Source organism: Rickettsiella endosymbiont of Dermanyssus gallinae, from assembly GCF_019285595.1.
Classification (GTDB): domain Bacteria; phylum Pseudomonadota; class Gammaproteobacteria; order Diplorickettsiales; family Diplorickettsiaceae; genus Rickettsiella_B.
On the sequence record NZ_CP079094.1, the window covers coordinates 1799138 to 1824158 of the forward strand.

24 protein-coding genes are annotated in these 25021 nt (G+C 40.8%); 15 read left to right on the forward strand and 9 right to left on the reverse strand.

The window, feature by feature from the left end; genetic code table 11:
* The first annotated feature begins 98 nt into the window (after nt 1-98).
* Nucleotides 99-389, forward strand: coding sequence for a 30S ribosomal protein S20 (gene rpsT, locus KX723_RS09125; RefSeq protein ID WP_218814023.1), 291 nt, complete (start codon nt 99-101; stop codon nt 387-389).
* Between the two features lie 5 nt (nt 390-394).
* On the opposite strand, the gene KX723_RS09130 is transcribed toward rpsT, so the two are convergent.
* The 3 genes from KX723_RS09130 to coq7 are packed head-to-tail and all read right to left on the reverse strand — an operon-like array spanning nt 395 to nt 2991.
* Nucleotides 395-1249, reverse strand: a complete 855-nt coding sequence (locus KX723_RS09130) for a Rossmann-like and DUF2520 domain-containing protein (RefSeq protein ID WP_218814024.1) — start codon at nt 1247-1249, stop codon at nt 395-397.
* A gap of 16 nt (nt 1250-1265) precedes the next feature.
* Nucleotides 1266-2342: a mechanosensitive ion channel family protein gene (locus KX723_RS09135; protein ID WP_218814025.1), complete on the reverse strand. Its 1077-nt coding sequence runs from the start codon at nt 2340-2342 to the stop codon at nt 1266-1268.
* A 13-nt stretch (nt 2343-2355) separates the two neighbouring features.
* The gene (gene coq7, locus KX723_RS09140) at nt 2356-2991 is read right to left on the reverse strand and encodes a 2-polyprenyl-3-methyl-6-methoxy-1,4-benzoquinone monooxygenase (RefSeq protein ID WP_218814026.1); all 636 of its coding nucleotides are present in this window, start codon (nt 2989-2991) and stop codon (nt 2356-2358) included.
* 88 nt (nt 2992-3079) lie between these two features.
* Between coq7 and KX723_RS09145 the strand changes: the two genes are divergently transcribed.
* Nucleotides 3080-4432 carry a trypsin-like peptidase domain-containing protein gene (locus KX723_RS09145; protein WP_218814027.1) on the forward strand — a complete coding sequence of 451 codons (1353 nt, stop codon included), beginning with the start codon at nt 3080-3082 and terminating at the stop codon, nt 4430-4432.
* A gap of 123 nt (nt 4433-4555) precedes the next feature.
* Here the strand turns inward: KX723_RS09145 and coaBC are convergent, their stop codons facing one another.
* The 5 genes from coaBC to grxD all read right to left on the reverse strand — a co-directional run bounded on the left by coaBC (nt 4556) and on the right by grxD (nt 10515).
* The gene (coaBC, locus tag KX723_RS09150) at nt 4556-5767 is read right to left on the reverse strand and encodes a bifunctional phosphopantothenoylcysteine decarboxylase/phosphopantothenate--cysteine ligase CoaBC (protein WP_218814028.1); all 1212 of its coding nucleotides are present in this window, start codon (nt 5765-5767) and stop codon (nt 4556-4558) included.
* A gap of 76 nt (nt 5768-5843) precedes the next feature.
* Nucleotides 5844-7370, reverse strand: coding sequence for an LbtU family siderophore porin (locus KX723_RS09155; protein ID WP_218814029.1), 1527 nt, complete (start codon nt 7368-7370; stop codon nt 5844-5846).
* A gap of 87 nt (nt 7371-7457) precedes the next feature.
* Nucleotides 7458-8183 (reverse strand): TerC family protein, encoded by a 726-nt coding sequence (locus tag KX723_RS09160; protein WP_218814030.1) that lies wholly within the window; start codon nt 8181-8183, stop codon nt 7458-7460.
* A 150-nt stretch (nt 8184-8333) separates the two neighbouring features.
* Nucleotides 8334-9719, reverse strand: coding sequence for an LbtU family siderophore porin (locus KX723_RS09165; protein WP_218814031.1), 1386 nt, complete (start codon nt 9717-9719; stop codon nt 8334-8336).
* A 502-nt stretch (nt 9720-10221) separates the two neighbouring features.
* Entirely contained in the window at nt 10222-10515 is a 294-nt protein-coding gene (grxD, locus tag KX723_RS09170; RefSeq protein WP_425516604.1) for a Grx4 family monothiol glutaredoxin, read from the reverse strand.
* A gap of 300 nt (nt 10516-10815) precedes the next feature.
* Between grxD and KX723_RS09175 the strand changes: the two genes are divergently transcribed.
* From KX723_RS09175 to yihA, 11 genes are read left to right on the forward strand one after another with little or no spacing between them, the layout of a single operon-like run.
* Nucleotides 10816-11400 (forward strand): superoxide dismutase, encoded by a 585-nt coding sequence (locus KX723_RS09175; RefSeq protein ID WP_218814033.1) that lies wholly within the window; start codon nt 10816-10818, stop codon nt 11398-11400.
* Nucleotides 11400-12614: an aspartate aminotransferase family protein gene (locus KX723_RS09180; RefSeq protein ID WP_218814034.1), complete on the forward strand. Its 1215-nt coding sequence runs from the start codon at nt 11400-11402 to the stop codon at nt 12612-12614. Before KX723_RS09175 ends, KX723_RS09180 begins: the two co-directional genes overlap by 1 nt.
* A complete protein-coding gene (locus KX723_RS09185; RefSeq protein ID WP_218814035.1) occupies nt 12611-13786 on the forward strand; it encodes a trans-sulfuration enzyme family protein in 1176 nt (391 codons plus the stop codon). The genes KX723_RS09180 and KX723_RS09185 overlap by 4 nt, the downstream gene beginning before the upstream one ends.
* An 8-nt stretch (nt 13787-13794) precedes the next feature.
* The gene (locus tag KX723_RS09190; RefSeq protein WP_246562454.1) at nt 13795-14838 is read left to right on the forward strand and encodes a tRNA (5-methylaminomethyl-2-thiouridylate)-methyltransferase; all 1044 of its coding nucleotides are present in this window, start codon (nt 13795-13797) and stop codon (nt 14836-14838) included.
* A gap of 21 nt (nt 14839-14859) precedes the next feature.
* Nucleotides 14860-15090, forward strand: a complete 231-nt coding sequence (locus tag KX723_RS09195; protein ID WP_218814036.1) for a sulfurtransferase TusA family protein — start codon at nt 14860-14862, stop codon at nt 15088-15090.
* Between the two features lie 3 nt (nt 15091-15093).
* Nucleotides 15094-16227, forward strand: a complete 1134-nt coding sequence (locus KX723_RS09200; protein WP_218814037.1) for a cation diffusion facilitator family transporter — start codon at nt 15094-15096, stop codon at nt 16225-16227.
* A gap of 5 nt (nt 16228-16232) precedes the next feature.
* On the forward strand, nt 16233-17009 hold the full coding sequence (gene xth / locus KX723_RS09205; RefSeq protein WP_218814038.1) for an exodeoxyribonuclease III: 777 nt from the start codon (nt 16233-16235) through the stop codon (nt 17007-17009).
* A gap of 9 nt (nt 17010-17018) precedes the next feature.
* The gene (hspQ, locus tag KX723_RS09210; protein WP_218814039.1) at nt 17019-17339 is read left to right on the forward strand and encodes a heat shock protein HspQ; all 321 of its coding nucleotides are present in this window, start codon (nt 17019-17021) and stop codon (nt 17337-17339) included.
* Nucleotides 17340-17345: 6 nt separating this feature from the next.
* Nucleotides 17346-17840, forward strand: a complete 495-nt coding sequence (locus KX723_RS09215; protein ID WP_218814040.1) for a SixA phosphatase family protein — start codon at nt 17346-17348, stop codon at nt 17838-17840.
* The gene (locus tag KX723_RS09220; protein WP_218814041.1) at nt 17827-19137 is read left to right on the forward strand and encodes a tetratricopeptide repeat protein; all 1311 of its coding nucleotides are present in this window, start codon (nt 17827-17829) and stop codon (nt 19135-19137) included. Before KX723_RS09215 ends, KX723_RS09220 begins: the two co-directional genes overlap by 14 nt.
* 9 nt (nt 19138-19146) lie before the next feature.
* Nucleotides 19147-19749, forward strand: a complete 603-nt coding sequence (gene yihA, locus KX723_RS09225; RefSeq protein WP_218814042.1) for a ribosome biogenesis GTP-binding protein YihA/YsxC — start codon at nt 19147-19149, stop codon at nt 19747-19749.
* Between the two features lie 139 nt (nt 19750-19888).
* Here the strand turns inward: yihA and KX723_RS09230 are convergent, their stop codons facing one another.
* On the reverse strand, nt 19889-20683 hold the full coding sequence (locus KX723_RS09230) for a beta/gamma crystallin domain-containing protein (RefSeq protein ID WP_218814043.1): 795 nt from the start codon (nt 20681-20683) through the stop codon (nt 19889-19891).
* Between the two features lie 324 nt (nt 20684-21007).
* On the opposite strand from KX723_RS09230, the gene KX723_RS09235 reads away from it, so the two are divergent.
* Nucleotides 21008-22999, forward strand: coding sequence for an OPT family oligopeptide transporter (locus KX723_RS09235; protein WP_218814044.1), 1992 nt, complete (start codon nt 21008-21010; stop codon nt 22997-22999).
* 254 nt (nt 23000-23253) lie between these two features.
* Entirely contained in the window at nt 23254-24990 is a 1737-nt protein-coding gene (locus KX723_RS09240) for an ABC transporter permease (RefSeq protein WP_218814045.1), read from the forward strand.
* Nucleotides 24991-25021: the final 31 nt, after the last annotated feature.

Below are 25021 nucleotides of genomic sequence, written 5' to 3' on the forward strand. Positions count from 1 at the left end.
CGCCAAAATTCATTGGAATTCAACGTGAGAAATTCGATAGGAGAGTTGCTCACAAGAGTAGTTTTTTCGTATTACTGATATATCCGAGGACTAGTACATTGGCCAACACAAAACAAGCAAAAAAACGCGTACGACAAGCTGAAAAAAGCCGTCAACATAACACGAGCTATCGCTCTATGATGCGTACCTACATTAAACGCGTTGTAACAGCGATTGAAGCAGGAAAAGCAACGGAAGCGGACACCGCTTACCAAGTAGCACTTCCTATCATTGACCGTATGGCAACAAGAGGCTTTATCCATAAAAATAAAGCTGCCAGACATAAAAGTCGCTTATTAGCGAGAATTCGCAAATTAAGCCCTGCTGCATCAGAAGCCTCTGCGGCTTAAACCCACTACGCCAAAAGCTGTGCTAGTGCTTTTTTCAATTCAGGCACTAGTACAGTAAGCGGCACAGTTGATTTACCCAAACTCTTATACACCTGTTCCAACTCACTAAATGGTTTAAGTGCGTGTAGATGTTTTTTCAATGTTTCTTTATCACCCCGTTGAATAGGCCCCGTCAGCGCTTTTAAAGCACTTGTGGCTTTTAGCTTATTTAAAGACTGCGTCATTAGACTATTGGCTAAGGTTTTAGCTAAATCGTAAGGTAACCCTGCTTTTTGATAACAGTCCTCTGCCATTGCCGATAAAGTAACGATATAGTTAGAAGAAAAAACACAGGCGGCATGGTAAAGTGCTTTGGACTCTTTGCTTAGAGGAAATAATTGCCCTCCAATTCCAGCGATTAAGGGTGACATTATTTCTAAAGCCTGTTTATCACCTTCCAATGCGCAATAAGTTCCCGCAAAGTTTTCTATATCCTTTAATGGATTAGAAAAACTAAATATGGGATGCACACTCGCTGTATAACAGCCCCATGTTCTAGCACTGTTTAAACTATCTGATGACTGCAAGCCACTGCAATGAAAAACCAAACTTTCGGACTTAGGTGCTGCTTGTTCAACTAACTGCTTGCACACCATTTCAATGGCATCATCTGGCGTAGCAATTAAATAAAGATCAGCAAATCTAAACTGCTTTAAGCGATGGCAAGCGGTTCCTTCCCCTATAAACGCAACTGCGCTTTCTGAACTGTTAATGCTGGAATTATAGATGTCTTGAATAAATACAAGATTGGTTTTTCTCAATAAAAAAGCCAGTGTTTTTCCTAAACGACCACAGCCGATGATATTGAGCTTTAATTTCATACCTAGATTCGAGATGCTATTTTGGTGCAGATAATTCTGATTCCTGAGCACTTAAACAAATGTTGGTCGGAAAGGCCCATTTAGCACCATGACTATGAACGCAATCTAACAGCTGCAAATAAAGTGTTTGTTGTAATGTTAAAAAATCAGCGCTATTAACAAGCTTAGTAAATGCATTAATTGATATATTAAGCGATGAATGGGCTAATTCACTTAGATTAACAGTGATAGCGCGGTCTTTATCAATCGCCGTACTTTCTTTTAAAACCGACTGCATTGCTTGCAAAATCGCTGGAACCTTCGCTATATCCTGATAACGCAAACTAATAGCACAAGAGAAACGTCGATGTTTCATTCTAGACCGATTTTCTACCACTAAGTTAGAAAATAATGCGTTAGGAATATACACAGGGCGGCAATCGGGTGTTAGCAATCGACAAACACGCCAACCAATCGCTTGTACTTGACCTTCTACTTTGAGTGCGGGCAATACAATTTGATCACCTATCACAAAAGGTCTATCTAGAAACAACATTAAACTACCAAAAACATTCGCTAAAAGATCTTTAGACGCAAACCCGATAAGAATGCCGCCCATTCCTCCAAACGCTAGCACGCCTGCAATACTTAAACCAAATAGCTGAGACAACGACAAAGCACTAACAATGACAATGGCGATCTTAGCAATTTGACTCAACGCATGAACAAGGGTGGTATCCGCTGTTTTATTTTTACGCTTAAGAAATGTGGTGCTATAAAATGTAACAAAACGCCATAAAAACCATGCGAATAAAGCGATAAAAACGAGGCGACGAAAGAATTGGAACTGTTGCGCTTCTAATTCCCAGTGCCAACAAAGCCATTCAAATGAATAAGTAGCGCCGATCACAGCAACAAAAATGATTAAGGGGTTATAAAGTGCTTTTACAGACGCACAACTTACAAAATGAGCACCTTGATCAAAACGCTGAAGCATTTTTTTATATAATAGACGTAGGCCAAAACAAAGCAGTCCCGTTATGATAAGCGCAATACAAGCTCTTATGACACAACCTTGTAGTAACATTTTATAAACTGAGTGTAAGGTATTCATTTTTATGTATCTCTTAAATCTTATAGGCGACTAGTGTCATAAACTTTGCTAATCCCTGCATACTCATCTGAATAAGCAACGGTAACGGGACGGCACCGGATTGCTCCGCCGTTGTAGCATGTTCAATTTCTTCTAAACGCATCTGTTCGACAATAGCACGGCTTTTTTTATCATTCAGCGGTAGCCGCTGCAAATGCTTATTTAAGTGCCTTTCTACTTGATGCTCGGTTTCTGCTAAAAACCCTAGACTTATTTTATCACCTAGCAATCCCGCTATTAACCCCATAAATAATGCACCGCTATACCAAAAAGGATTTAAATAACTAGGGTGTGTATTTAATTCTTCTAGGCGCTGTTCACACCATTTCAAATGGTCTGCTTCTTCCTGAGCTGCTTCTTGTAATTTCTTCTGAATAGTCGATGAACGGGCTGTCAGTGCTTGGCCTTGATATAAAGCCTGCGCACACACTTCACCAACATGATTAATACGCATGAGTCCCGCAGCATGACGGCGTTCGCTAGCGCTTAAGGCGCCTTCGGATAGATGAGCCGATGGATTAGGGCGTGTTGCGAGAGGCATCGTATTAACGGATTGTAAGGCTTTATCTAGCCCTAAAATGACATGATCCCACAAAGAATATTGACGCATAAAAACCTACAACCCCTAGCATATTTCATTGGAATAGGGCCAATAAATACGCTAAGCTTAGCGGCTAGCTATTTAGCCACAAAAAATTATGAAAAAATTATTATACCGATTATTAACCAGCTTACTATTAATAATAGGGTTTAACGCGCCTTGTTTTGCCGGCTGGCCTTTCAGCGTTGCCCAGCAAGTTAATAACACGAGCATCTCTCAGATATTAAAATCTATCATGCCCGCCGTGGTTAATGTCTCTGTTCAAGGCGATATCCCACCTAACCAATTGCCTCAACCTATTCCTGGCCGCCCTTATCCACGCCATTTTGAAAGCATGGGCTCGGGTGTCATTATTGATGCTAAAAAAGGTTATATTTTAACGAATGCGCACGTTATTCATGAGGCTAAATCGATTACCGTCACACTAGGTGATGGCCGTGTCTTCAAAGCGACGCTTAAAGGCGCTGATCCCGCTTCTGATATTGCTTTACTCATTATCACGCCGGACCACTTAACACAAATCCCACTGGGAAATTCAGATAATTTAAAAGTGGGCGATTTTGTCGCTGCAATTGGAAATCCTTTTGGCCTCAATCAAACCGTTACTTCAGGTATTGTTAGCGCATTGCAACGCACGGGTTTAGGCATAGAGGGTTATGAAAACTTCATTCAAACCGATGCTCCGATTAATCCTGGTAACTCAGGCGGTGCTTTAATTAACTTAAAAGGTGAATTAATCGGGATTAATACCGCTATACTCGCATCAAACACCAATGCGGGTAACATTGGTATTGGTTTTGCTATCCCCGTCAATATGGCACACGGCGTTATGCAACAATTGGCTGAATATGGTTCGGTACGTCGTGGCTTGATGGGTGTTTTAGTTCAAGATCTAACACCTGCCCTAGCAAGCGCTTTTCATCTCCCTACCAATACGGATGGTGCTTTAGTCACTCAGGTACCTATCTATTCTCCTGCTACCACAGCGGGAATCCAAACGGGAGATATTATTCAATCACTCAATAACATAACCATCCATAATGCAGGTCAAGTGAAAAACATTGTCGGTATGTTAAGAGTCGATGACAAAGTCAGCATAAGGCTGACACGAAAAGGAAAAATAATCAACACTGAATTGAAACTGAAGGATCCTAAACAATATAAACAAACCGCCGAATGCGATAATCCCTTCCTCTACGGCATGGTGCTACGTAACTTTGACCAAACCGTTACAGGGCAAGGGCACTTGGTCGGCGTTGAAGTGGTTAATATTGATGAAGAAAGTATGGCTTGGCATGCCGGTATCCGCCCCGGCGACGTCATGACGTCTGCCAATCAAGTAACCGTCGCGAATGTCGAGCAATTACAAAAGATAGCGAAAGAAAGTAAAAATGAACTATTAGTTAATGTATTGTCACGCGCAGGTGTAAGATTCATTATCATCAAATAGTGATCGTGGTGAAACGGAAATGAAATGAAGGCTGTGGCAATCTAGGAAAAAAATAAAGCTTTTCACTAGATTGCCGCGCGCTTCGCGCTCGCAATGACGAACCCAGGACATCGTTACAGCACTTCAACAACTAGTTTTTTTTGCTAAATGCTGATCAATGGTTTCTAATAATCGTTGTGCTATCAGTCTTTTAGGCGCCTTTTCTAAATAAATAGGCGGTTCCTTAGATAGAATAGTAACCGCATTTTCATCGCTATCAAAACCAATATCGCTTTGGCTGACATCATTCACAACCATTAAATCAGCACCCTTTCTTAAACGCTTCTCTTCTGCAAAGCGGAATATATCCGCTGTTTCTGCAGAAAAACCAACGATAAGCGGCTTAGGTTCATTCATTTGGCCAACCATTGCTAAAATATCGTTAGTTATCTTTAAATTTAACGTTAAATTATTCGCTATTTTTTTAATTTTTTGCAAGCAAGGCTCAGCCACATGATAATCCACTACAGCGGCGGTACTGATAAAAACATCTTTTTTAACAATTTCCGCTTGGACGGCTTCCAGCATTTCTGCCGCTGTCCTAACCGCAATAAATTTGCATTTTTCAGGTGCTTTTAAGCCAACAGGACCACTAATCAGTGTAACATTTGCTCCAGCATCGATGGCCGCTTGTGCTAAAGCAAAACCCATCTTGCCTGAACTACGATTAGATAAGTAACGAATGGGATCAATAGGCTCTTGTGTAGGACCCGCTGTCAGCAAAATATGCTGACCTCTTAAAAAAGGCTCTACAAACACACTCGCTAAGCTTCTTACAATCTCTGCAGGTTCTAGCATGCGGCCCAAGCCAACATCGCCACACGCTTGACTACCTTCCGCTGGCCCTAGAAATAAATATTCTCGTTCTTTGAGTTTACGCAGATTAGCCTGAGTTGCCGCATTGGCCCACATTGCTTGATTCATAGCCGGCGCTACAACGATTCTTGCATGAGATGCCAAACAAAGTGTACTCAGCAAATCATCAGCAAAACCATAGGCTAATTTAGCAAGAAAATTCGCTGTAGCAGGCGCAATTAAAATACAGTCAGGCCAACGTGCTAGCTCAATATGACTCATGGCGGCTTCTGCTTCGGAGTCCATGAGCTGCTCGTAAACTTTATGTTGTGAAACTGCTTGGAGTGCAAGGGGTGTTACAAACGCTTTTCCGCCGGGGGTTAATACCACCCTGACTTCATAGTCTTGTTCTTTGAGCTTTCGGATTAAATCCGGTATTTTGTAGGCAGCAATACTACCGGTAATACCCAACAAAATACGACGCTTTTGCATGTTTTTCATACTATTAACATAACAAAAAGGGGCATGAAAGTCATGCCCCTTTTTTATTGAAAACCTAAATAAAAATTTATAAAGGTTAGAAGTATAGACCTATCTGGAATGTAACCGTATTTCCACTATTACCAGTACCGTTAATAGTATTAAAGCCTGTATTACCTGTCGCTACATCGGTTGCTTGATAATCGATGTCATGACGGAACTCAATACTTTCGATTGTGTCCTTCCAAATAGAGGTACTTGCCGTTGCACTATAACGCTTTTTAGGAATCAACAGTGCTAAGGCATCTTTAGAGTGGTCATAACCAACAATAAATGCACTTGGCTTGTCCCAAGCAGCAAACTTATAAGCAACTTCGGTATGGAACGCAGATGGTTTAGCACCTTTGTCATTAAAGGACAGCACTGATTCTGCAAATGTGCTTGCCGCCGTAACATATTCAGCTGTTAAGCTAACCGGACCTACTGATAATGTTCCACGTCCATCTAAACCGCCTACAGGGTTAAGCACTTCCGTTGTATCGTTCGTTGCAAATCCATCGAAGTTACTACTGCCAGGGTTGCCGTTATGTTGCATACCCACCGCGTCAGCAATGCTACGAATATAACTACCGGCTAAATCCAGACTCCACTTAGGTTTCGTGAAAGTATAGTCAATATTTGCGCCATAGTTATGCAGGCCATTATTTCCTATCGTGGTTCGAGTAGGGCCCCTAAATATAAAAGCCGCTAAATTCAAATTATTTTCTGAATTAAATTCCTTAGAAAAACCAAGAGAAATCGCCCTTGCTTTCGTCCTACCTAGGGTTTTTGTAAACGGATCACTAATCATCGCTGAAGAATATTGACCAAATGGCATATAGAACTGACCAATCGTTCCGTACACTGGGAACTCAGCCAGATTTCCAACGGTTAAAAATCCCCGCTCTAACAATACGTTTGAGTTATCGATACGGCGCGGTGATGAGGAAGGGGGGCTATTGTCATAGACAAAAGCAATAAGGCCCGCCACCCATTTATTGACTAAAATTTCGGTATCAAGCTCAATTCCTGTTAAATCAATATCGTTCATTGATCCACGTTGGAAATTTCCCCCGAAATCATCCGCATGAATAACCTGCGCTTCGATTTTACCACTCAAATTAACAATAGGCGTGTTAGACCATGGATGGTCATCTGCTGGATGTAAATAATTCCATAACTGCTTGCGCTGTTGTTGTAAGTGGAGATCTTCGTTGACATAAGGCTGGTTGACCACCAAGTCAGAGGCATTATATTCCGAATTGATCCCAATATAAGGCGAACTAATGACGGGAGTTCCTAGAATAAAAACAGGGTGCTTCGGATCAGCAATCACCTTAACATCAGGCAATGGGTGTGAGGCTTGACCTGCCGTTCTTCTTTGAGGCGGGCTCTTCTTTAGTGTAGCCACCTGGCCTTGCAGATGCTGTATCTGTGACTCTAACGCTTGGGTACGCGCCGCTAGTTTTCTAACGAGTTGATCATCGCCTGTTGTCTGATCAGCCGCTAAAGCGACATTTCCCTGTAATCCTAACCAACAAACACTTGCTACCAGTGCCGTTAATTTATATTTTTTACTTGACATACAAAGACCTTATTATTTGGAATAAGCAGTGGGCCTCCTATTTATCAAAAAAAACAAGGCAATGCAAGCTTATTTACAATTAATTTATCACTTATTTTTTCTTTCCCGCCAGCGGACAGCCAAAATATTCAACCATTCCACAAAGACTGAAAAGGCAATGGCAAAATAGAGGTATCCTCTAGGCACATGCAACCCAAAACCATCCGCTACCAACACCAACCCTATCAACAATAGAAAGCTTAAACCAAGTATCTTTAGGCTGGGATAGGTATTGATAAATCGGCTCAATGGCCCACTGGCCCAAATCATTAAGGCAATAGCGATAATAATGGCGAGCGCCATTATTATGAATTCCTGCGCCATTCCTACAGCAGTAATCACACTATCTAAAGAAAAAATAATATCCAGCAGCATGATTTGGATAAGAACGAATGAAAACCGTGAAAACCGACGCACCGCACCCGCTTTTTCATCGATAGCGCTCACGTTTAAATGAAGCTCGCTTGTCCCCTTTGCCAATAAAAAAACGCCTCCTCCAATTAATATCAGATCTCGTCCTGAAAAAGTGTGTTCGGCAAGCGTAAAAAGGGGCTCGGTAAATCGTATCATCCACGTAATAGTCGCCAACAATAAAAGACGCGTTACGCACGCCAACACTAAACCAAATTGTTGGGCAGGTCTTTGCTGTGCGGTAGGCAGCCTGTTGGTCACTAAGGAGATAAAAACCAGGTTGTCGATTCCCAGAATAATCTCTAAGGCGGTTAAGGTAAGTAGGCTGATCCAGGTTTCTGGAGAAAGAAATAATTCAAGCATAGGAACGTTATTTACCCTTTTGAGAGCTACTCTATAAAACTTTAGATTTATTCTATACGATTCGCTTATATCACCTCACTTAAATTTATTTTAGTTATAAAAAAGCCCACCGAAGTGGGCTTTGAAGATAAACGTATTTAATTATTTAGTTTAAGCAAATTTAATGCTAGCACGTACTTGACCAAAGGTAGATTTACCATCTGTTGCACCTAGATGCACTAAAGCACCGCCGGTATCAAAAATAGCGCCTTCACCTACACTGTAATCTCTGTCTTGAACGACCGCAACGCCCATATCAAACCATTTAGCCAGATTGACCAAATAATCTATATAAATGCGTTTCTTAGGTAAGAAAGTCGCTAAGTGGGTTGTTTGCTGCCAACCTAAGGCTACACGTGACTGATGCGCTTTCACAGGGAAAGTCAATCCTGCTTCTAAACCCCAAACATTAGGTTTGCCTAAGAAGCCGGGTGTTACTGTAGCTGGTGGTGTTCCTGGAGCGAAGCCGCTTAAAAACACCGGATTAGCGAGACTACGTGTTGTAGCAATATAATGACCATTCACATCAAAAGGCCCAAATGCAAGATCAGCATTCACATCCCAAGCAGGAACTTTTTGATTAGGTATCCCTGGTACAGTTGCTCCGGTTACGAGTGAGTTGAGATAATAGGAAGATAAGAAATTAGAATCCGCGATGTTAGCGATCCAACCTGCATCTACATTAATTTTAGTACTCAACAATTTCAAACCAAAACCTATGTCAACACCACCGTTTTGAATGCGGCGTGTAGAACCACCATCACTTACTTTAGGATTACCCGCAAAGGTATAAGCCGAACCATAGAAACCGCTCGGCATAACAAACCCTAATTGAGCGACGGTTTGATTAATTTCAGTAAACAACTGGGTTGGGTTTCCGCTTTGTACAAACGCATAAGGATCATACTGACCAAATGGTACGTATTCTTTACCAACGCGAAAATAAATCGGCGAAGCTTGGAAATTACCTATGGTCGCATAGGCTGTATCTAGACTGGTTCGATTAACTGGGTGGTATACAAAAAGAGAATTTGCAATGTTATAAGGGCCTGTGGAACCAGCTACCCCAGTCAATGAAGAATAAACTAACGACATCATTGCCGTCACCCAATTGTTAACCCGCGCATCAACAAATAAGTTAGCGTTATTGAGCACTAAATCACTGGCACGACCCGAAGAAGGGATCATAACAAGATTATCGGGACTAGCGATAGGAGCTCCTGCGTTAAAAGCTGGGTTAAAAGTCAAGAAAACAGGAGGCCGATTCGCAAGATAGGCATCTGTGTTAATCCAACCACTGAGGTTAATTCTGCAAGTCCAACCACAAGGCTGATCAAATCCACCTGGTTGATTTTGATCAAGTATCATATCTGCTTTATTTGCCTGATCGCGCATAACATCTAACTGATATGAAGTATCCATATAATATGGCGCCGCCAAAACAGGCGCGCTAAGTCCAAGTGCTACGAGTGAAGCAACTATCGTCTTGAGTTTCATACTCATCCATCTCCTTAATAGGTTATCTACTTAACATTAAACTTAATTTTATATCTGCAACCCACCGATAAAACTGGAATAGGCAGCATTCATAAAAATAATTCAAACACGGTCTTTATCCCTTGTTATTCCCTACCAAGGCTGTTTAATTTCCATTCCTGCCTGTCAAGGCGATATCGGCGAAAATTAAACAACCCTGGTCTTGGTACCGCTATACATTCTTTTAATTAACTGTTCGCAAACTCTAAACAATAAACTTGCTTAGCGGTTTACCAGAACCTTAGATACTTTATTATTTTTTGATTTTTCAGCTATTTGACAGGCACAAGACTTTGTTATTTTTGCTGAAAATTGCTGCACATCAAGCATTAGATATGCTATTGCGTTTTATACCTAACACAACGACTTGTGTCAATGGTTTTTTGTAAAAACACGACGTAAATCTAATGCTTAAAAAGAAACCTCGCCAATTACAAGAAAATAGATGGCAAATCTATTAAAATCAAGTTTCTGATATTTTTTTCTGCAACTCACCCGTTTTATAGAGTTGCTCAATGATATCGCAACCCCCAATCAGTTCACCCTTATAATACAGTTGCGGAAACGTCGGCCACTGCGAATAACGTTTTAATTCCTCGCGCAGATCATCATTTTCCAGGATATTAACGTGCGCAAATTTTGCCCCGCACGCCTTTAACGCTTGCACTACGCGTGCGGAAAAACCACAACGCGGTTGGTCCGGCGTTCCTTTCATATATAAAATAAGCGCATGCTTAGCAAGCTGCTGCTTGATCATTTCTATACTCTTCGCACTAGAATTTTCAGCTGTGTTGCCGCTCAATTCGCCATCCTCATGTATCATAAATACACTCCGGTTGCTTCATTTTCGCGGCACCTTGCCAAAAATCCCGTTGCTGTGAGTAGTAACGTATTTTGTGTTTTACTTTCCATTATTGCCCTCTAAAACTCTGGTCGACTATTATTGTATTTCTCTTTAAATACGAACAATATATAAAGCTTGCCTTATGATTACTCGGATTTTAAACTGACGCAAGCAATTTTAGCGTTTTAAAAAATAAACGAGGATATCTATCGCATGAAACACGAACTACCCCCTCTACCGTATAGTTTAGATGCCCTAGCACCCACACTTTCTAAAGAAACTTTAGAATATCACTACGGCAAGCACCATAAAGCTTATGTGGATAAACTCAATGAGCTCATCCCAGGTACTGAATTTGCCGAACTATCCTTGGAAGACATTATAAAAAAAGCCCCTGCAGGCCCTATTTTCAATAATGCCGCCCAAATATGGAATCATACTTTTTATTGGCACAGCATGACGCCCGAAAGTACAAAAAATAAACCGCATGGCGCATTAGCTAGCGATATAGATAAAGCATTTGGATCCTTTGAAAAATTCAAAGAGGCCTTTAATAAAGCCGCTATTGCCCAATTTGGCTCAGGATGGGCTTGGTTAGTTAAAGATGCTCAAGGCCTAAGAATTCAAACCACCAGTAATGCAGCCACCCCATTTAAGGATGGAAAAACCTGTTTAATGACCTGTGACGTCTGGGAACATGCTTACTATATTGATTACCGTAACGCCCGTCCCAAGTATTTAGAAAAATTCTGGGAATTAATGAATTGGGATTTTGCTAGCAAAAACTTCGAAAAATAATGAACTCAAACAAACATCAACCTTTCACTTCTAATTTAATGCCGATTTATCCCAATCGCCTACCGATCGCCTTTGAAAAAGGCCAAGGTGTTTGGCTATGGGATAAGGACGGTGCCGAATATTTAGACGCTTTAGCAGGCATTGCTGTCTGTGGTTTAGGTCACTCGCATCCCGCTGTTACCAAAACATTCTGTGAGCAAGCCGGAAAATTGATTCATGTCTCTAATACCTATCAAATTCCTGAACAAGAAACGCTGGCCACTGCTTTAGCACGCACATCAGGGATGGATCAGGTTTTTTATGCCAATTCGGGTGCTGAAGCCAACGAAGCCGCCATAAAAATGGCTCGCCTTTATGCGCGAAAAAAAAATATTGCTGAGCCGATTGTTATTTGCATGAAAAATAGCTTTCATGGGCGAACCATGGCCACACTCAGTGCGTCTGGCAGTGAACGCTTACAAATCGGTTTTGAGCCTTTAGTAGAGCGATTTATTCATATCCCTTTTAATGATATCTCTGCCTTAAAAACAGCTGTAAAACAACACGAAGAAAGCATCGTCGCTATCATGCTTGAACCTATTCAAGGTGATGGTGGCATCCAAGCCGCAACGACTGAATTTTTAAAAACAATCCGTCTACTCTGTGACCAACATGATTGGCTAATGATTTTGGATGAAATTCAAACTGGGCTTTGTCGTACCGGTGCTTGGTTCGCGTATCAACACTATGATGTTATGCCCGACGTTTTAACCCTGGCTAAAACGCTAGCCAATGGTTTCCCAATAGGCGCCTATCTCTCTCGCGATAAAGCCAATAATTTATTCCCTATTGGTAAGCATGGTTCTACCTTTGCTGGTAATACCTTAGGTTGTGCTGTGGCTATCACCGTACTTGATACATTAGAAAAAGAAAATATTTCTGCACATGTAAAAAAAATCGGGAATTATTTAACTCAGCAATTAAAAAAGTGCTTTTCTAAGCATACACAGGTTATTTCAATACGCGGCCAAGGCCTTATGATTGGTATAGAGCTTGATCGCGAATGCCGCAACCTACCGCGTTTAGCACTGAAACATCGACTATTATTTAATGTCGTTGCTAATAACACGATACGGCTTTTACCGCCTTTAATTCTTAACGAAGAAGAAGCCGATGAAATCTGTCATCGTCTTGTAAAAACAGTAGACGACTTCTACGCAACACCATCATCATGACAACTTCTAAAGAAAAAAAACTACAGTTCGCTACACGCACTATTCATGCCGGGCAATCACCGGATCCCAGCACAGGTGCTGTGATGACACCTATCTATGCAACATCAACCTATGCGCAGAAAAGCCCTGGCGAACATCGAGGCTTTGAATATTCCCGTTCACATAATCCAACCCGCTTTGCTTATGAACGTTGTATCGCTGATCTGGAAAGTGGGCATGCTGGATTTGCCTTTGCTTCTGGATTAGCCGCTATCAATACGGTGCTTGAACTATTAAGCCCAGGTGATCATGTTATCGGTATGGATGATTTGTATGGTGGTACTGTGCGTTTATTTAGCCAAGTAAAACAACGCTCTGCTGGCCTGCAGTTTTCTTTTGTTGATTTAACGCAGCTAGATAGTCTAAACAGTCACATAAAACCTGAAACTAAATTACTTTGGATAGAATCGCCTACTAATCCTTTATTAAAATTGGTTGATATCACTGCTGCAGTAAAAATTGCGAAACAACACAAAATTCTCGTCGCAGTGGATAACACCTTTGCTACACCCTGGATACAGCGTCCTTTAGAAATGGGGTCTAATTTAGTCGTACATTCAGCTACTAAATATCTGAATGGTCATTCCGATATGGTAGGCGGCATTGTAGTCGTCGGTGATAATCACGACCTGATTGCGAAAATGCGCTACCTACAAAATGCTACCGGCGCAATACAAGGGCCTTTCGATAGTTTTCTGGCATTACGTGGCTTAAAAACACTTGCCTTACGCATGGAAAGACATTGCGTAAATGCTTTAAAAATTGCACAGTACTTAGAAACACACCCAAAAATTGCCAAAGTTTATTACCCAGGACTTGCAAGCCATTCTCAACATGAATTAGCTAAAAAACAAATGGCAAATAAGTTTGGCGGCATTATTAGCTTTGTTTTAAAAGGTGATCTAAAAGATGCTCGCCATTTTCTTTCGGGTTGTCGCTTATTTACCTTAGCAGAAAGTTTGGGTGGCGTAGAAAGCCTTGTCGATCATCCTGCAATTATGACACACGCATCGGTACCTGCAGAAACGCGCGCACGTTTGGGCATTAGTGATGGTTTAATTCGCTTGTCTGTTGGCGTAGAAGCAGTTGAAGATCTCATCCAAGATTTAGAACAGGCCTTAAACCTTAAATAATAAAACCTATGATGAAAAAAGCAATCGCTCTTATTTCCGGTGGTCTGGATTCCATGCTAGCGGCCCGAGTGATACAAGAACAAGGCATTCATGTTGAAGGCATTAACTTTTACACGGGGTTTTGCGTCGAAGGTCATACACACGCTATCCGTAACGCAGATAAAAGTAAGCCTAAACGCCATAATGCGTTATGGGCGGCGGAGCAATTAGGTATTAAATTACATATCATTGATATCATTCAAGAATATAAACAAATTGTATTAAATCCTAAACATGGTTACGGCGCACATCTTAATCCTTGTTTAGATTGCAAAATTTTCATGGTTAATAAAGCAAAGCAATGGATGGAGGAAAATCAATTTGACTTTATTATTACCGGCGAAGTCATTGGCCAGCGACCCAAATCCCAACTAAAAAAAAACATGCCTATTGTGGCGCGGGAATCGCAAGCAGATGATCGTCTATTACGACCACTTTGCGCTAAGTTTCTAGCACCCACGTTGCCAGAACGAGAAGGATGGGTAACACGCGAAAAACTGCATGGTTTTTCTGGTCGTAGTCGCACACCACAATTTGACTTAGCTAAACAATTTAATTTTAGCGATTATGCTCAGCCGGCCGGCGGTTGCTGTTTTTTAACCAATGGTCACTACAGCAAGAAACTCAAAGATCTTTGGCAGCATCGAGGGGAAAAAGACTATGAATTTGATGATATTATCTTGCTCAAAGTAGGGCGCCATCTCCGACCTAACCCACACTTCAAACTAATCATCGGCCGTGATGAAGGTGAAAATCATTTTCTTGAAGGTTATCAGCAGCAGTTTACATCGATCAAACCGATCAGCCATCTTGGCCCATTCACGCTAATCGATGGCCAGGCAACTGCCGAGGATATTCACGTTGCGGCACAAATTGCGGCTCGATTTAGCCAAGCAGAAACGAGTGATTTAGTGACGCTAGAGGTCCACTCACAAAGCGGTAGCTTGCTAACCCTCACTGTGAGTCCCTTTACTACAGATCAGATCTGCAAAGAATGGTATATTTCAGGGTAATTATTCATAACCTGTTCAATAATGACCCATTATCAGCTCGACGCACGTCGTTTACTTTGCCCTCTCCCCGTTATTCGGGTACAAGAAAGAGTAAAACAACTGAAGGCTGGTGATATTTTAGAGGTTGTTTGCACAGACAAAGGCAGTTTATCTGATATCTCAGCGTGGTGCCGAGTCCATGGCCACCATTTAATTTCTAGCCATCATCAGCAACGAGAAATTTTTATGACCGTAAAAGTAGGCTCTGCATAGAGCATGGAATCTAATCGATACCAACAAGTACGTTCCGTAAGCCTTTGGGGCGGATTAAAGAACGTCTTCCTTGCCACCTTCAAAATCATCTTTGGGATTACCGGACATTCGCATGCGCTATTAGCGGATGGCATCCATTCTCTATCGGACTTACTGATTGATGGTGTTGTTATTATTGCCTCTAAATTTGGCAGTAAAGCCGCTGATGAAGACCATCCTTATGGACATGGGCGTATAGAAACGGCCGCCACGGTTTTTCTAGCATTAGTATTAGCGCTGGCTGGCTTTGGCATCATTATCGATGCTGGTTTTACAATTGCTGCTTCTCATGTCAACGCTACCCCCTCGCATTATGTTTTATGGATTGCTATAGCATCAATTTTTTTAAACGAAGGCTTGTATTACTGGACCAAACGAATTGCAAAACAAGTTAAATCAAAATTATTAATGACCAATGCTTGGCATCATCGCAGTGATTCCGCTTCCTCCTTAGCTGTTGCACTCGGTGTAATGGGTTCCTGGGCAGGATTTCCTAAGTTAGATGCGCTTGCTGCTGTTGTTGTGGGACTCATGATCCTAAAAGTTGCTTGGGATTTTGGTTGGCATAGTATCCAAGAGCTTGTTGATACAGCGCCTAGTCTAGAGGAAACAAAAAAAGTTAGACAATTTATAAAAAAAATTCCTGGTGTAGCCGCTATCCATCAATTACGTACACGTTCAATTGCAGGTTCAATCTTTTGTGATGTACATGTATTAGTGGATCCACAGCTTAGCGTCTCAGAAGGCCACCACATTGGCCAAGAAGTCGAACACCTTTTAACATCAAATTTTCCTGATATTACCGATGTAACCGTCCATGTTGATACGGAAGATGATGAATTAACAAACCCTTCGCGTCATTTACCTAATCGAGCTACGTTACAGCCTATTTTGCTTCGAGAATGGAAACATCTGATTCCTGAAACAATCATTACTGCAGCAATTTTTCACTATCAAAGTGGCGGAATATTGATTGAACTAAAGTTGCCGCTAAGCTTTTTAGACCAACCTTCTTTATTGCAAGAACTAAAAAAAACAATACTTTCAGCCGAATTTATTACCGATATCAAACTCTTTTATTATAAACCCAGTGAATAAATAAAATGTTTACGATTGCAACCTGGAATGTTAACTCGTTACGTGTGCGGCTTAACCATGTATTAGAATGGTTAGCCGTACGACAACCCGATGTACTGGCTTTACAAGAAACTAAAGTCGAAGATCAACATTTTCCTGAAGAAGCATTACGCCAAGCGGGTTATCATGTTTTTTTCAACGGCCAAAAAACTTATAATGGTGTTGCGCTGCTTAGTCGTTCACCGCTGCATAATCTGCTTACAAGCTTACCCAACTTAGATGGTATTCAACGGCGTGTCTTAATCGCCAGTATTGGCAATTTACGTATCGTTAATGTCTATGTACCAAATGGCGCCAGTCCAGATTCTGAAAAATATACCTATAAATTAAACTGGCTTAATAAATTACAAACCCATTTACAACAAGAATTAATCCAGCACCCGCGTTTAATCGTACTCGGAGATTTTAATATTGCGCCTGAAGACAAAGATGTCCATGATCCAGAGGCTTGGAAAGGCCATGTACTGGTTAGTCCCGCCGAACGTAGTGCGTTAAAAGGCATCTTGGACCTGGGATTAAAAGATAGCTTTCGCTTACTCAATACTGAACCAGGACAATATAGCTGGTGGGATTACCGTGCTGGCGCATTTCGACGCAATAATGGCTTACGAATTGATCATATACTAAGCAGTTCTGAGTTAGCACCTTATTGCGTAAGTTGTGAAATCGATAAGGAAATACGTGGATGGGAAAAACCATCTGACCACGTCCCAGTCATAGCAAGTTATGAAAATATCAACTAGGATTTAAGAATGGCAGATACTATTAAAGCGCGTTTTGGCATTGGCGAAATTGTGCAACATAATTTGTTTGGCTATCGAGGCGTTATCGTCGACGCCGATGCTGGCTTTCAAGGTGATGAAGGCTGGTATAATAAAAATGCGCCTGGAAACCCCTCTAAAATCCAACCCTGGTATCACCTTTTAGTTCATGGCTCAGTGCATCATGCCTATGCAGCTGAAATTAACTTAATAAAAGACGATACCTCGGATCCTGTTGAACATCCTGAATTAGATTATTTTTTCGATACTTTTAAAGACGGTATGTATCACCGCCGCCGTTATAACAATTAAATAAAAATGAAAACCTTGACCCTTATTCGGCACGCAACGGCTAATAACAACCGTGTTTCACAACAAGATAATGCCAGAAATCTCAGTGAATTAGGGAGATTTCAGGCACAAGATATCGCAAGGCAATTAAAACAAAAAAACTGCTTACCTGATTATCTATTATGCAGCCCCGCCAATCGAACCCTACAAACCGCAACGCTGCTTTGCCACACCCTAGAACTTAATCCCGACCTCATTAAAATAAGCGATGTCCTTTATTCAGGCGACGCCCATGATATTTTAAGTACCCTACGTTGTGTAGACTCACAGCAACTCTTTGTCGTAGGGCACAACCCCCATCTCAGCTGGCTAGCACATCTTCTTTGTAACAGCACAAAAATTATCAATTTACCCCCTGCAGGTGTTATAAGCTTAGAATTTGAAATAGACCATTGGTCTGTACTAACCGAAGCACAAGGACGGCTGCTTTTCTTTATTGAGCCGCACCATGAATCCAGTTGAAACGCTTTTTAAACAAGCGAGTTATGCACATCAAAAACATGAGTTTGATGATGCAAAAAAATACTATCTACAGATATTAACGCTGGAACCCTCTTTCATACAGGCACATTGGCGACTGGCTACTATTTATTGGCAGTACAATGATTTAGAAAAAGTACAGGCGCACTACCAAAAACTACTTGAGATCATTCCAAACTCACCTGCCTTACTTAATAATCTAGCCGCACTTTCTCTTCAACAAAACCAGCTAGACCGTGCTATCGATTATTTTAAGCAAGCGCTTAACCTTGAGCCCAAGCATAAAGAAAGCAGAAATAACTTAGCCGCTTGTCTATTACAAAAAAATGAATTCAAAGAATCTATTTGGCACTATTCTTTGTACCTAAATTTAGAGCCCAATGATATAGAAGCACTTTATAATCGTGCACATGCATTGATGCTAACCGGACAGCTTGAGAAAGCGATTGAAGATCTTAAAAAAATACTTAACCTGGATAAGCAACATATTGATGCCAACTGTAATTTAGCGGCTATTTATTTAAAATTAGATGATCACGATACCGCCATTAACTATTACCAACAGGTTTTAATACTGCAAAAAAATCATCCTATAGCTTCTTATATGCTGAGCGCTCTCACTCAGCAATTAATACCGCCAACGGCACCTTTTGAGTATATTAAAAATCTATTTGATAATTATGCATTGCAGTTTGATCAGCACTTAAAAGAAACCTTAGCGTATAAAACACCAGAATTATTATATGAACAAATCAAACCTTATTTAAAAAATAAGAAATATAATCTACTGGATCTAGGCTGCGGCACAGGCCTTAGCGGTGTACCCTTTGCAACCATAGCTGAAAAACTAACGGGCATTGATATTTCAGCTAACATGTTAGCGCAAGCGAAAGCTAAAAATTGTTACACGGTATTAATTGAAAATGATATTTTAGGTGGGCTTAAAGAATTAAAAGAAGCTTACGACCTGATTTTATGTGTAGACACGCTGGTTTATTTTGGAGACTTGGACGCATTATTTGCAGAAATAGTTTTACGTTTAAAAACAGATGCATTATTCGCTTTTTCTATAGAATTAGCAGCGGAAGAAACAAGCTCTTATCAATTACAAACCACTGGACGTTACCAACACACAAATCTTTATATAGAAAAACTGGCTAAAAAACATCACTTAGAATGCCTTAAACAATTAACAGTAGATGGTCGCTACCAAAAAAATGAATTTGTAAAAAACAGTTTATTTGTGCTAAAAAATAAACACTCACATACTCCTAATTGAAGATAAACTTTGACTACTTTTACTTTTCCACCCACACGCTTCTTAACCAGCGCGGCTCAACTCAGTCAATTACCCCCCGATAAAGGCGCAGAAGTCGCCTTTATCGGTCGATCTAACTCCGGAAAATCAACGGCCATTAATGCGATTACAGGGATAAAAGGATTAGCCAGAGCCAGTAAAACACCAGGACGTACACAATTACTTAATTTTTTTCAAATTACCGAGGAACAACGCCTGGTCGATCTGCCTGGTTATGGCTTCGCCCGCGTTCATGATCAAAGAAAAGAAGAGTGGGAAGTCGTCATCTCTGATTATCTGCAAACCAGACATTCACTAAAAGGCTTAATTATTACGATGGACAGCCGCCATCCACTGAAAGAACGTGACGAGTCTATGCTTACGTGGGCTGCGAATTATCAAATCCCCGTCTACATCCTGCTAACAAAAGCCGATAAACTAACCCGCCAGCAGTCCTTAAAAGTTTTAAAAGAAACTCAACAGCGACTCATCACGCTAAACAATAGCAGCATTGTCCAGCTTTTCTCGGCCACAAAAGGTACTGGGCTTGAGACTGCTCAACGCACCATTCTAAATTGGCTACAGCACAAATAGATAAGGACTTACTTGGCTAAAAACCACATTGTCCTGCCCTGGAGAAATCGAGAACAGGGTCTAGTTTTTAATCGTAACTCGCCTGAAAAAATTAGCCTTCAGCTACTACTCTCTGTCTCTCTGCCTGCATGACTTTAGACTATGTATTATGAATAATAGTAAAAGAAGATAAGCCATTCCCGCCAATATTCATATTGGCGCTATCTGCTGTGAAAATTGTCTGCTTACCTTTATGATAACCATCCTCCCAAACATAAAGTTTACACTTAGAGCCCACCCTTACTGATTTAAATTTATCATTTAGAGGATGGGTACTAGGATAATCACCACAATAACCTACTTTATAAGTATATCGATCGCCAGTGAAATTTATTCCAGTATAAAAGCTCACTTCTTCACTCTCATTGCTACTGATATCTTCATCATAGAGCGCATAAATAAAAGCCTCTTTTGGATCGTTTGGTAAAATTTTTCCAATGACTTTAGGATATTCTGTTTTAAATGTAACAGAAAGTAACACTACCGGTGTCTGTAACTTTTCAAAATCTATATCGGGCTTATTTCCAGGAGTAATAATAGCGGCGGCGATGTGCTTATTTTCAGCAACTACTTTTATGCTCCCCAAATAAACTTCGTTGTTTTCCTCGGATAACTTAAACTGTGACTGAGTAACCATGCTCTCACAGCATATTTTACCGTCTTGGGTTACTTTCATTCTCCCAATAGGAATGTCTAATGGCGCTTCATCGCCTTCTATGTTCAAAATATTCAGCTGAATCATTGATAGCGCTATTTTTTTGCCATTTCTTGCTAAAAGCATCAATCTTTTTTCAAAAATTGAATTTATTTCTAGATTGTAAGTAAGCCGTATCGATCGTATTAATTCCGTTGACCTCATTAAACCTGGGGTATTTATTGAATTAGTTATGTCCATTGTATTTTCCTTGTAAAAACTTTTGACCTCGGCCCTAAATCAAATTATTACATATGACCCCACATAGAAAAACTGCATTATATGGGTTTAAAAAACATTCAATGAGATAAGGCGCATCATTGTGAAAACAATGCAAAGTCGAAGAATCCGTAATAAGCGGACCGGACACTGGATGGAATCGCAGCCTACTTTTAGTTGCGTAATTCGGGTTAGTTTTGGACGCACATTCGATGCCTATCAATGGCTCTGGTTATAAGTTTTTTTGACCTATGGGGCACAATATGATAAAAAAAATGATTCTCAAAAAAATAATCGCGAGATTTTATGCCATCACAACCTACTGAAATCACAGTTCGTGCTGTCCTATTGGCTATTGTATTAGCTGTTATTCTGGCGGCCGCCAATGCCTATCTTGGCCTAAAAGTAGGATTGACCATCTCCGCCTCTATCCCCGCGGCTATCCTTTCTATGGGTATTTTACGATTTTTCAAGAATCCATCGATTCTTGAAAATAATATCGTTCAAACCGGTGCTTCAGCCGGAGAAGCTGTCACAGCTGGAATGGCCTTCATGCTTCCTGCGTTAATCCTTCTCCACTATTGGCAACATTTTGATTACTGGCAAACCGTTTTTATAGCCTTAACAGGCGGTATTTTAGGCGTATTATTTTCTATCCCTTTACGACGTGTTTTATTAGCAGATAAAACCTTACGTTTTCCAGAAGGTACCGCTATAGGCCAAGTTTTAAAAGTAAGCCAAGATGCTAAAGGGGCGCTCAAGGAGCTCGTACAGGGAGGGGCATTAGGCGCTATTATTGCCTTGTTCCAAGGCGGCTTTCAAATCATAGCTGATAATGCACACGTATGGTTTAAAGCAGAGAATAAATTTATTTACGGTTTTACCTTTGGTTTTGAGCCTGCTCTCTTAGCCGCGGGTTATATCGTTGGGGTAGGTGTTGCTCTAAGTACCTTACTCGGCGTGGTGATTGGCTGGATAGTTGGTATCCCTATTTTCAGCTATTTACATCCTTTAGCAGCCAATATGGATGCTAATAGTTTAGCCATGAGCATTTGGCAATCTGATATTCGCCCCATTGGTGTAGGAACAATGTTGGTCGGTGGCTTATGGACCATGGTATTGCTTATTAAACCTATCATTAAGGGTATACATTCGTCATTTGCCTCTTTAAAAACAGTTAAAAAAAGTGGTTACGCCTCATTACCAAAACATGAACGTGATATTCCTATTCACTACACTATAGCGCTATTAGCTGTTTTATTAATTCCATTGAGTTTTATTTTATTTAGCTTTGTTAGCCACCCTGCCCTTGGTTTAGGATTAAGTTTACAAATCATTACTGTAATCATTGGCGTCCTTTTTATTCTGATAACCGGTTTCTTTTTCTCTTCATTATCCGGCTATTTTGCAGGACTTATTGGCAGCAGCCAAAGCCCTATTTCAGGTGTTTCCTTGTCTGTACTATTACTAGCCTCCTTGATGTTATTAGGACTCTTTCATTGGGCACCCGGATTTACTGGCGATACGAAGCATTTACTCGAGGGTGAAGGCTTAGCGATCATTATAGGTGCTTTAGTGAGCACTAGTTGTGCGATTACCAACGATACCATTCAAGACCTAAAAGCTGGACAAATCGTTGGCGCAACCCCTTGGAAACAGCAAATCACATTAATACTTGGTGTTATTGTTTCAGCACTAGTCTTAGCACCTACCCTAGACCTACTCTTTAATGCTTATGGCATCGGTGGAATTTCCCCTCCAGGACGCCACATGGACCCTTCACAAATGCTTTCAGCACCACAAGCGACCTTGATGGCAAATCTAGTAGCCGGTGCCTTTAATCATAATCTACCTTGGGGTTTAATCAGTATTGGTTTTCTTGTTGCTATAGGATGTATCCTGGTTGATAGATTTCTTCAACCACGCGGTATGCGTTTACCGGTACTTGCCGTAGGTTTAGGCATTTATCTTCCACTAGACACATCTTCTGCTTTAATTTTTGGTGGACTTGCTTCTTATTTTGTTGAGCGAACCTTGCGCAAACAGCATCCTAGTCAAACCGAAGAATCCGGTGATAAACCAGCAAGACAGCGCGGACTTACATTAGCTTGTGGCTTAGTAGCGGGCGCTTGTTTAATGGGTGTAGTTTTAGCTATCCCATTTACATTGGCACAATCCACTGATGTATTACGTCTCATGCCTGCACACTTCACACTACTTGCAAGTATCTTTGGCGTACTCTCAACCTTGGGCGTTTTGGGTTGGATTTATAAAACAGTTTGTCAAAAAGTTAATTAATCATTAAAAATGAATAAAGGGGAAAATAATAATTTTCCCCTTTAAAAAATCAGCATTTAAATTGCGATAACGATTAGCTTCAGACGCAACACCTATATTGACAAACTAAAAAAATAAAACTACCTTCCCCTGGAATTCAGGGGGAATAAACTGTACTCAAAGCAATTGGATTTTTAGCAAGGCACACAGAGGAAAATCTAATTGCTAAGAGTATATGCGTCCTACCACCAATCCAAAAATAGGGATAGGTCACCATGTCAAAATTCTATAATCCTTTTTCGGTTAAACGATCTATAAAAGGTTTCCCCAATAAATGGGACTTAATTGCTTTTATCATCGTACTCGGCATGCTGGCTGCATTTGTGTGGGGCGGCAAACAAATGGCAGCCCCCTATCAAATCGGCCAAACACTTCCCCTCACTTTAGATCCACATCAACTACCTAAATATGCGCTATTCACCGTACTGCGCTTATTTACAGCCATGGCTTTTGCTTTGCTATTTACCTTTACCATCGGAACCTTAGCAGCAAAAAATAAACGTGCGGCTAGTCTCATTATTCCCTGTATTGACGTTCTACAATCTGTTCCCGTTATAGGGCTTTTAACCATCACTGTCGTGGGTTTTATTAAATTATTTCACGGTAGTCGTCTCGGCCCTGAAGCAGCCGCTATCTTTGCTGTATTCACTGCACAAGTTTGGAATATAACGCTCAGCTTTTATCAAAGTCTACGCTCTGTTCCTTTAGAACTTAAAGAAGCGGCCGATATGTTTCACCTATCAGCTTGGCAGCGTTTTTGGCGAGTAGAAGTCCCTTTCAGCATTCCAGGGTTACTCTGGAATATGATGTTATCCATGTCGGGCAGTTGGATCTTTTTAATAGCGTGCGAAAGTATTTCGGTTAACAATCAAACGATTGTATTGCCCGGCATAGGCTCCTATTTAGGCCTAGCGATTAGTCAATCCAGTATGCAAGGCGTCATTTATACCATTCTCACAATGCTGGTCGTTATATTATTGTATGATCAATTATTCTTTAGACCTCTATTGAGCTGGTCCAAAAAGTTTACTTTTGAACAAATGGGCCAAGAGTCTGTCTCACGTTCTTGGATAACCATTCTATTGCAACGTTCAAGCGCCATGAAATATGTAAGCCACTTTTTTGCAACGTTGGGTGATCATATTGTCAATATACGATCCTTGAAACCTTCACCAACGATAAGAAAATATAAAAACACAAACTTAGAAGTCGCTTTAAATATCACTTGGTATGTCGTTATTACCGCACTCATTTTTGCTTCTTTATGGCTATTAATACAATTTATAGTACGCCACATTTCATTGAGTGAAATACCACATGTACTATTCTTAGGGGCAATGACCACATTGCGTGTTATTGCCGTTACCATCATATGCAGTATTATTTGGGTCCCTATCGGCGTTTTGATCGGGTTAAATAGACATGCGGCTAAAATTGTACAGCCTATTGCTCAATTTTTAGCGGCATTTCCGACAAATGTTTTATTCCCTATCGTTGTTATTCTCATCTTGAAATACCAACTCAATGTTAATATATGGACAACGCCACTGATGTTATTGGGCACGCAGTGGTATATTTTATTTAATATTATTGCCGGTGCTTCTGCTTTACCTGAAGATCTAAAACAAGTGACCGCTAATTTTGGTGTAAAAGGCTGGCAATGGTGGCAGCGTTTAATTTTACCAGGTATTTTTCCTTACTGGATAACCGGCACAATAACGGCCGTAGGTAATTGTTGGAACACGAGCATCATTGCAGAAGTGGTTAGCTGGGGCGCTACAACGCTGACAGCCACCGGATTAGGTGCTTACATTGCACAGTACAGTAAACTAGGTGACTTCCCCCGTGTTGCGCTGGGCATGGCCACGATGAGTATTTTTGTACTGGCTATGAATTATTTAATCTGGCGGCCCCTTTATAATTTAGCCCAATCCCGTTATAAATTAGAGTAAGCAAAACATTTAACGTTACAAATTCGCCTCT

Bases quoted from the DNA above. Each gene is read 5' to 3' on its own strand.
- xth (WP_218814038.1), top strand. From the start codon at position 16,233: ATGTTTACGATTGCAACCTGGAATGTTAACTCGTTACGTGTGCGGCTT.
- KX723_RS09240 (WP_218814045.1), top strand. From the start codon at position 23,254: ATGTCAAAATTCTATAATCCTTTTTCGGTTAAACGATCTATAAAAGGT.
- KX723_RS09215 (WP_218814040.1), top strand. From the start codon at position 17,346: ATGAAAACCTTGACCCTTATTCGGCACGCAACGGCTAATAACAACCGT.
- KX723_RS09180 (WP_218814034.1), top strand. From the start codon at position 11,400: ATGAACTCAAACAAACATCAACCTTTCACTTCTAATTTAATGCCGATT.
- KX723_RS09190 (WP_246562454.1), top strand. From the start codon at position 13,795: ATGATGAAAAAAGCAATCGCTCTTATTTCCGGTGGTCTGGATTCCATG.
- KX723_RS09200 (WP_218814037.1), top strand. From the start codon at position 15,094: ATGGAATCTAATCGATACCAACAAGTACGTTCCGTAAGCCTTTGGGGC.
- hspQ (WP_218814039.1), top strand. From the start codon at position 17,019: ATGGCAGATACTATTAAAGCGCGTTTTGGCATTGGCGAAATTGTGCAA.
- KX723_RS09220 (WP_218814041.1), top strand. From the start codon at position 17,827: ATGAATCCAGTTGAAACGCTTTTTAAACAAGCGAGTTATGCACATCAA.
- KX723_RS09235 (WP_218814044.1), top strand. From the start codon at position 21,008: ATGCCATCACAACCTACTGAAATCACAGTTCGTGCTGTCCTATTGGCT.
- grxD (WP_425516604.1), bottom strand. From the start codon at position 10,515: ATGATCAAGCAGCAGCTTGCTAAGCATGCGCTTATTTTATATATGAAA.
- coq7 (WP_218814026.1), bottom strand. From the start codon at position 2,991: ATGCGTCAATATTCTTTGTGGGATCATGTCATTTTAGGGCTAGATAAA.
- KX723_RS09230 (WP_218814043.1), bottom strand. From the start codon at position 20,683: ATGGACATAACTAATTCAATAAATACCCCAGGTTTAATGAGGTCAACG.
- coaBC (WP_218814028.1), bottom strand. From the start codon at position 5,767: ATGAAAAACATGCAAAAGCGTCGTATTTTGTTGGGTATTACCGGTAGT.
- KX723_RS09185 (WP_218814035.1), top strand. From the start codon at position 12,611: ATGACAACTTCTAAAGAAAAAAAACTACAGTTCGCTACACGCACTATT.
- KX723_RS09175 (WP_218814033.1), top strand. From the start codon at position 10,816: ATGAAACACGAACTACCCCCTCTACCGTATAGTTTAGATGCCCTAGCA.
- KX723_RS09130 (WP_218814024.1), bottom strand. From the start codon at position 1,249: ATGAAATTAAAGCTCAATATCATCGGCTGTGGTCGTTTAGGAAAAACA.
- KX723_RS09155 (WP_218814029.1), bottom strand. From the start codon at position 7,370: ATGTCAAGTAAAAAATATAAATTAACGGCACTGGTAGCAAGTGTTTGT.
- KX723_RS09195 (WP_218814036.1), top strand. From the start codon at position 14,860: ATGACCCATTATCAGCTCGACGCACGTCGTTTACTTTGCCCTCTCCCC.
- KX723_RS09165 (WP_218814031.1), bottom strand. From the start codon at position 9,719: ATGAAACTCAAGACGATAGTTGCTTCACTCGTAGCACTTGGACTTAGC.
- KX723_RS09135 (WP_218814025.1), bottom strand. From the start codon at position 2,342: ATGAATACCTTACACTCAGTTTATAAAATGTTACTACAAGGTTGTGTC.
- KX723_RS09145 (WP_218814027.1), top strand. From the start codon at position 3,080: ATGAAAAAATTATTATACCGATTATTAACCAGCTTACTATTAATAATA.
- KX723_RS09160 (WP_218814030.1), bottom strand. From the start codon at position 8,183: ATGCTTGAATTATTTCTTTCTCCAGAAACCTGGATCAGCCTACTTACC.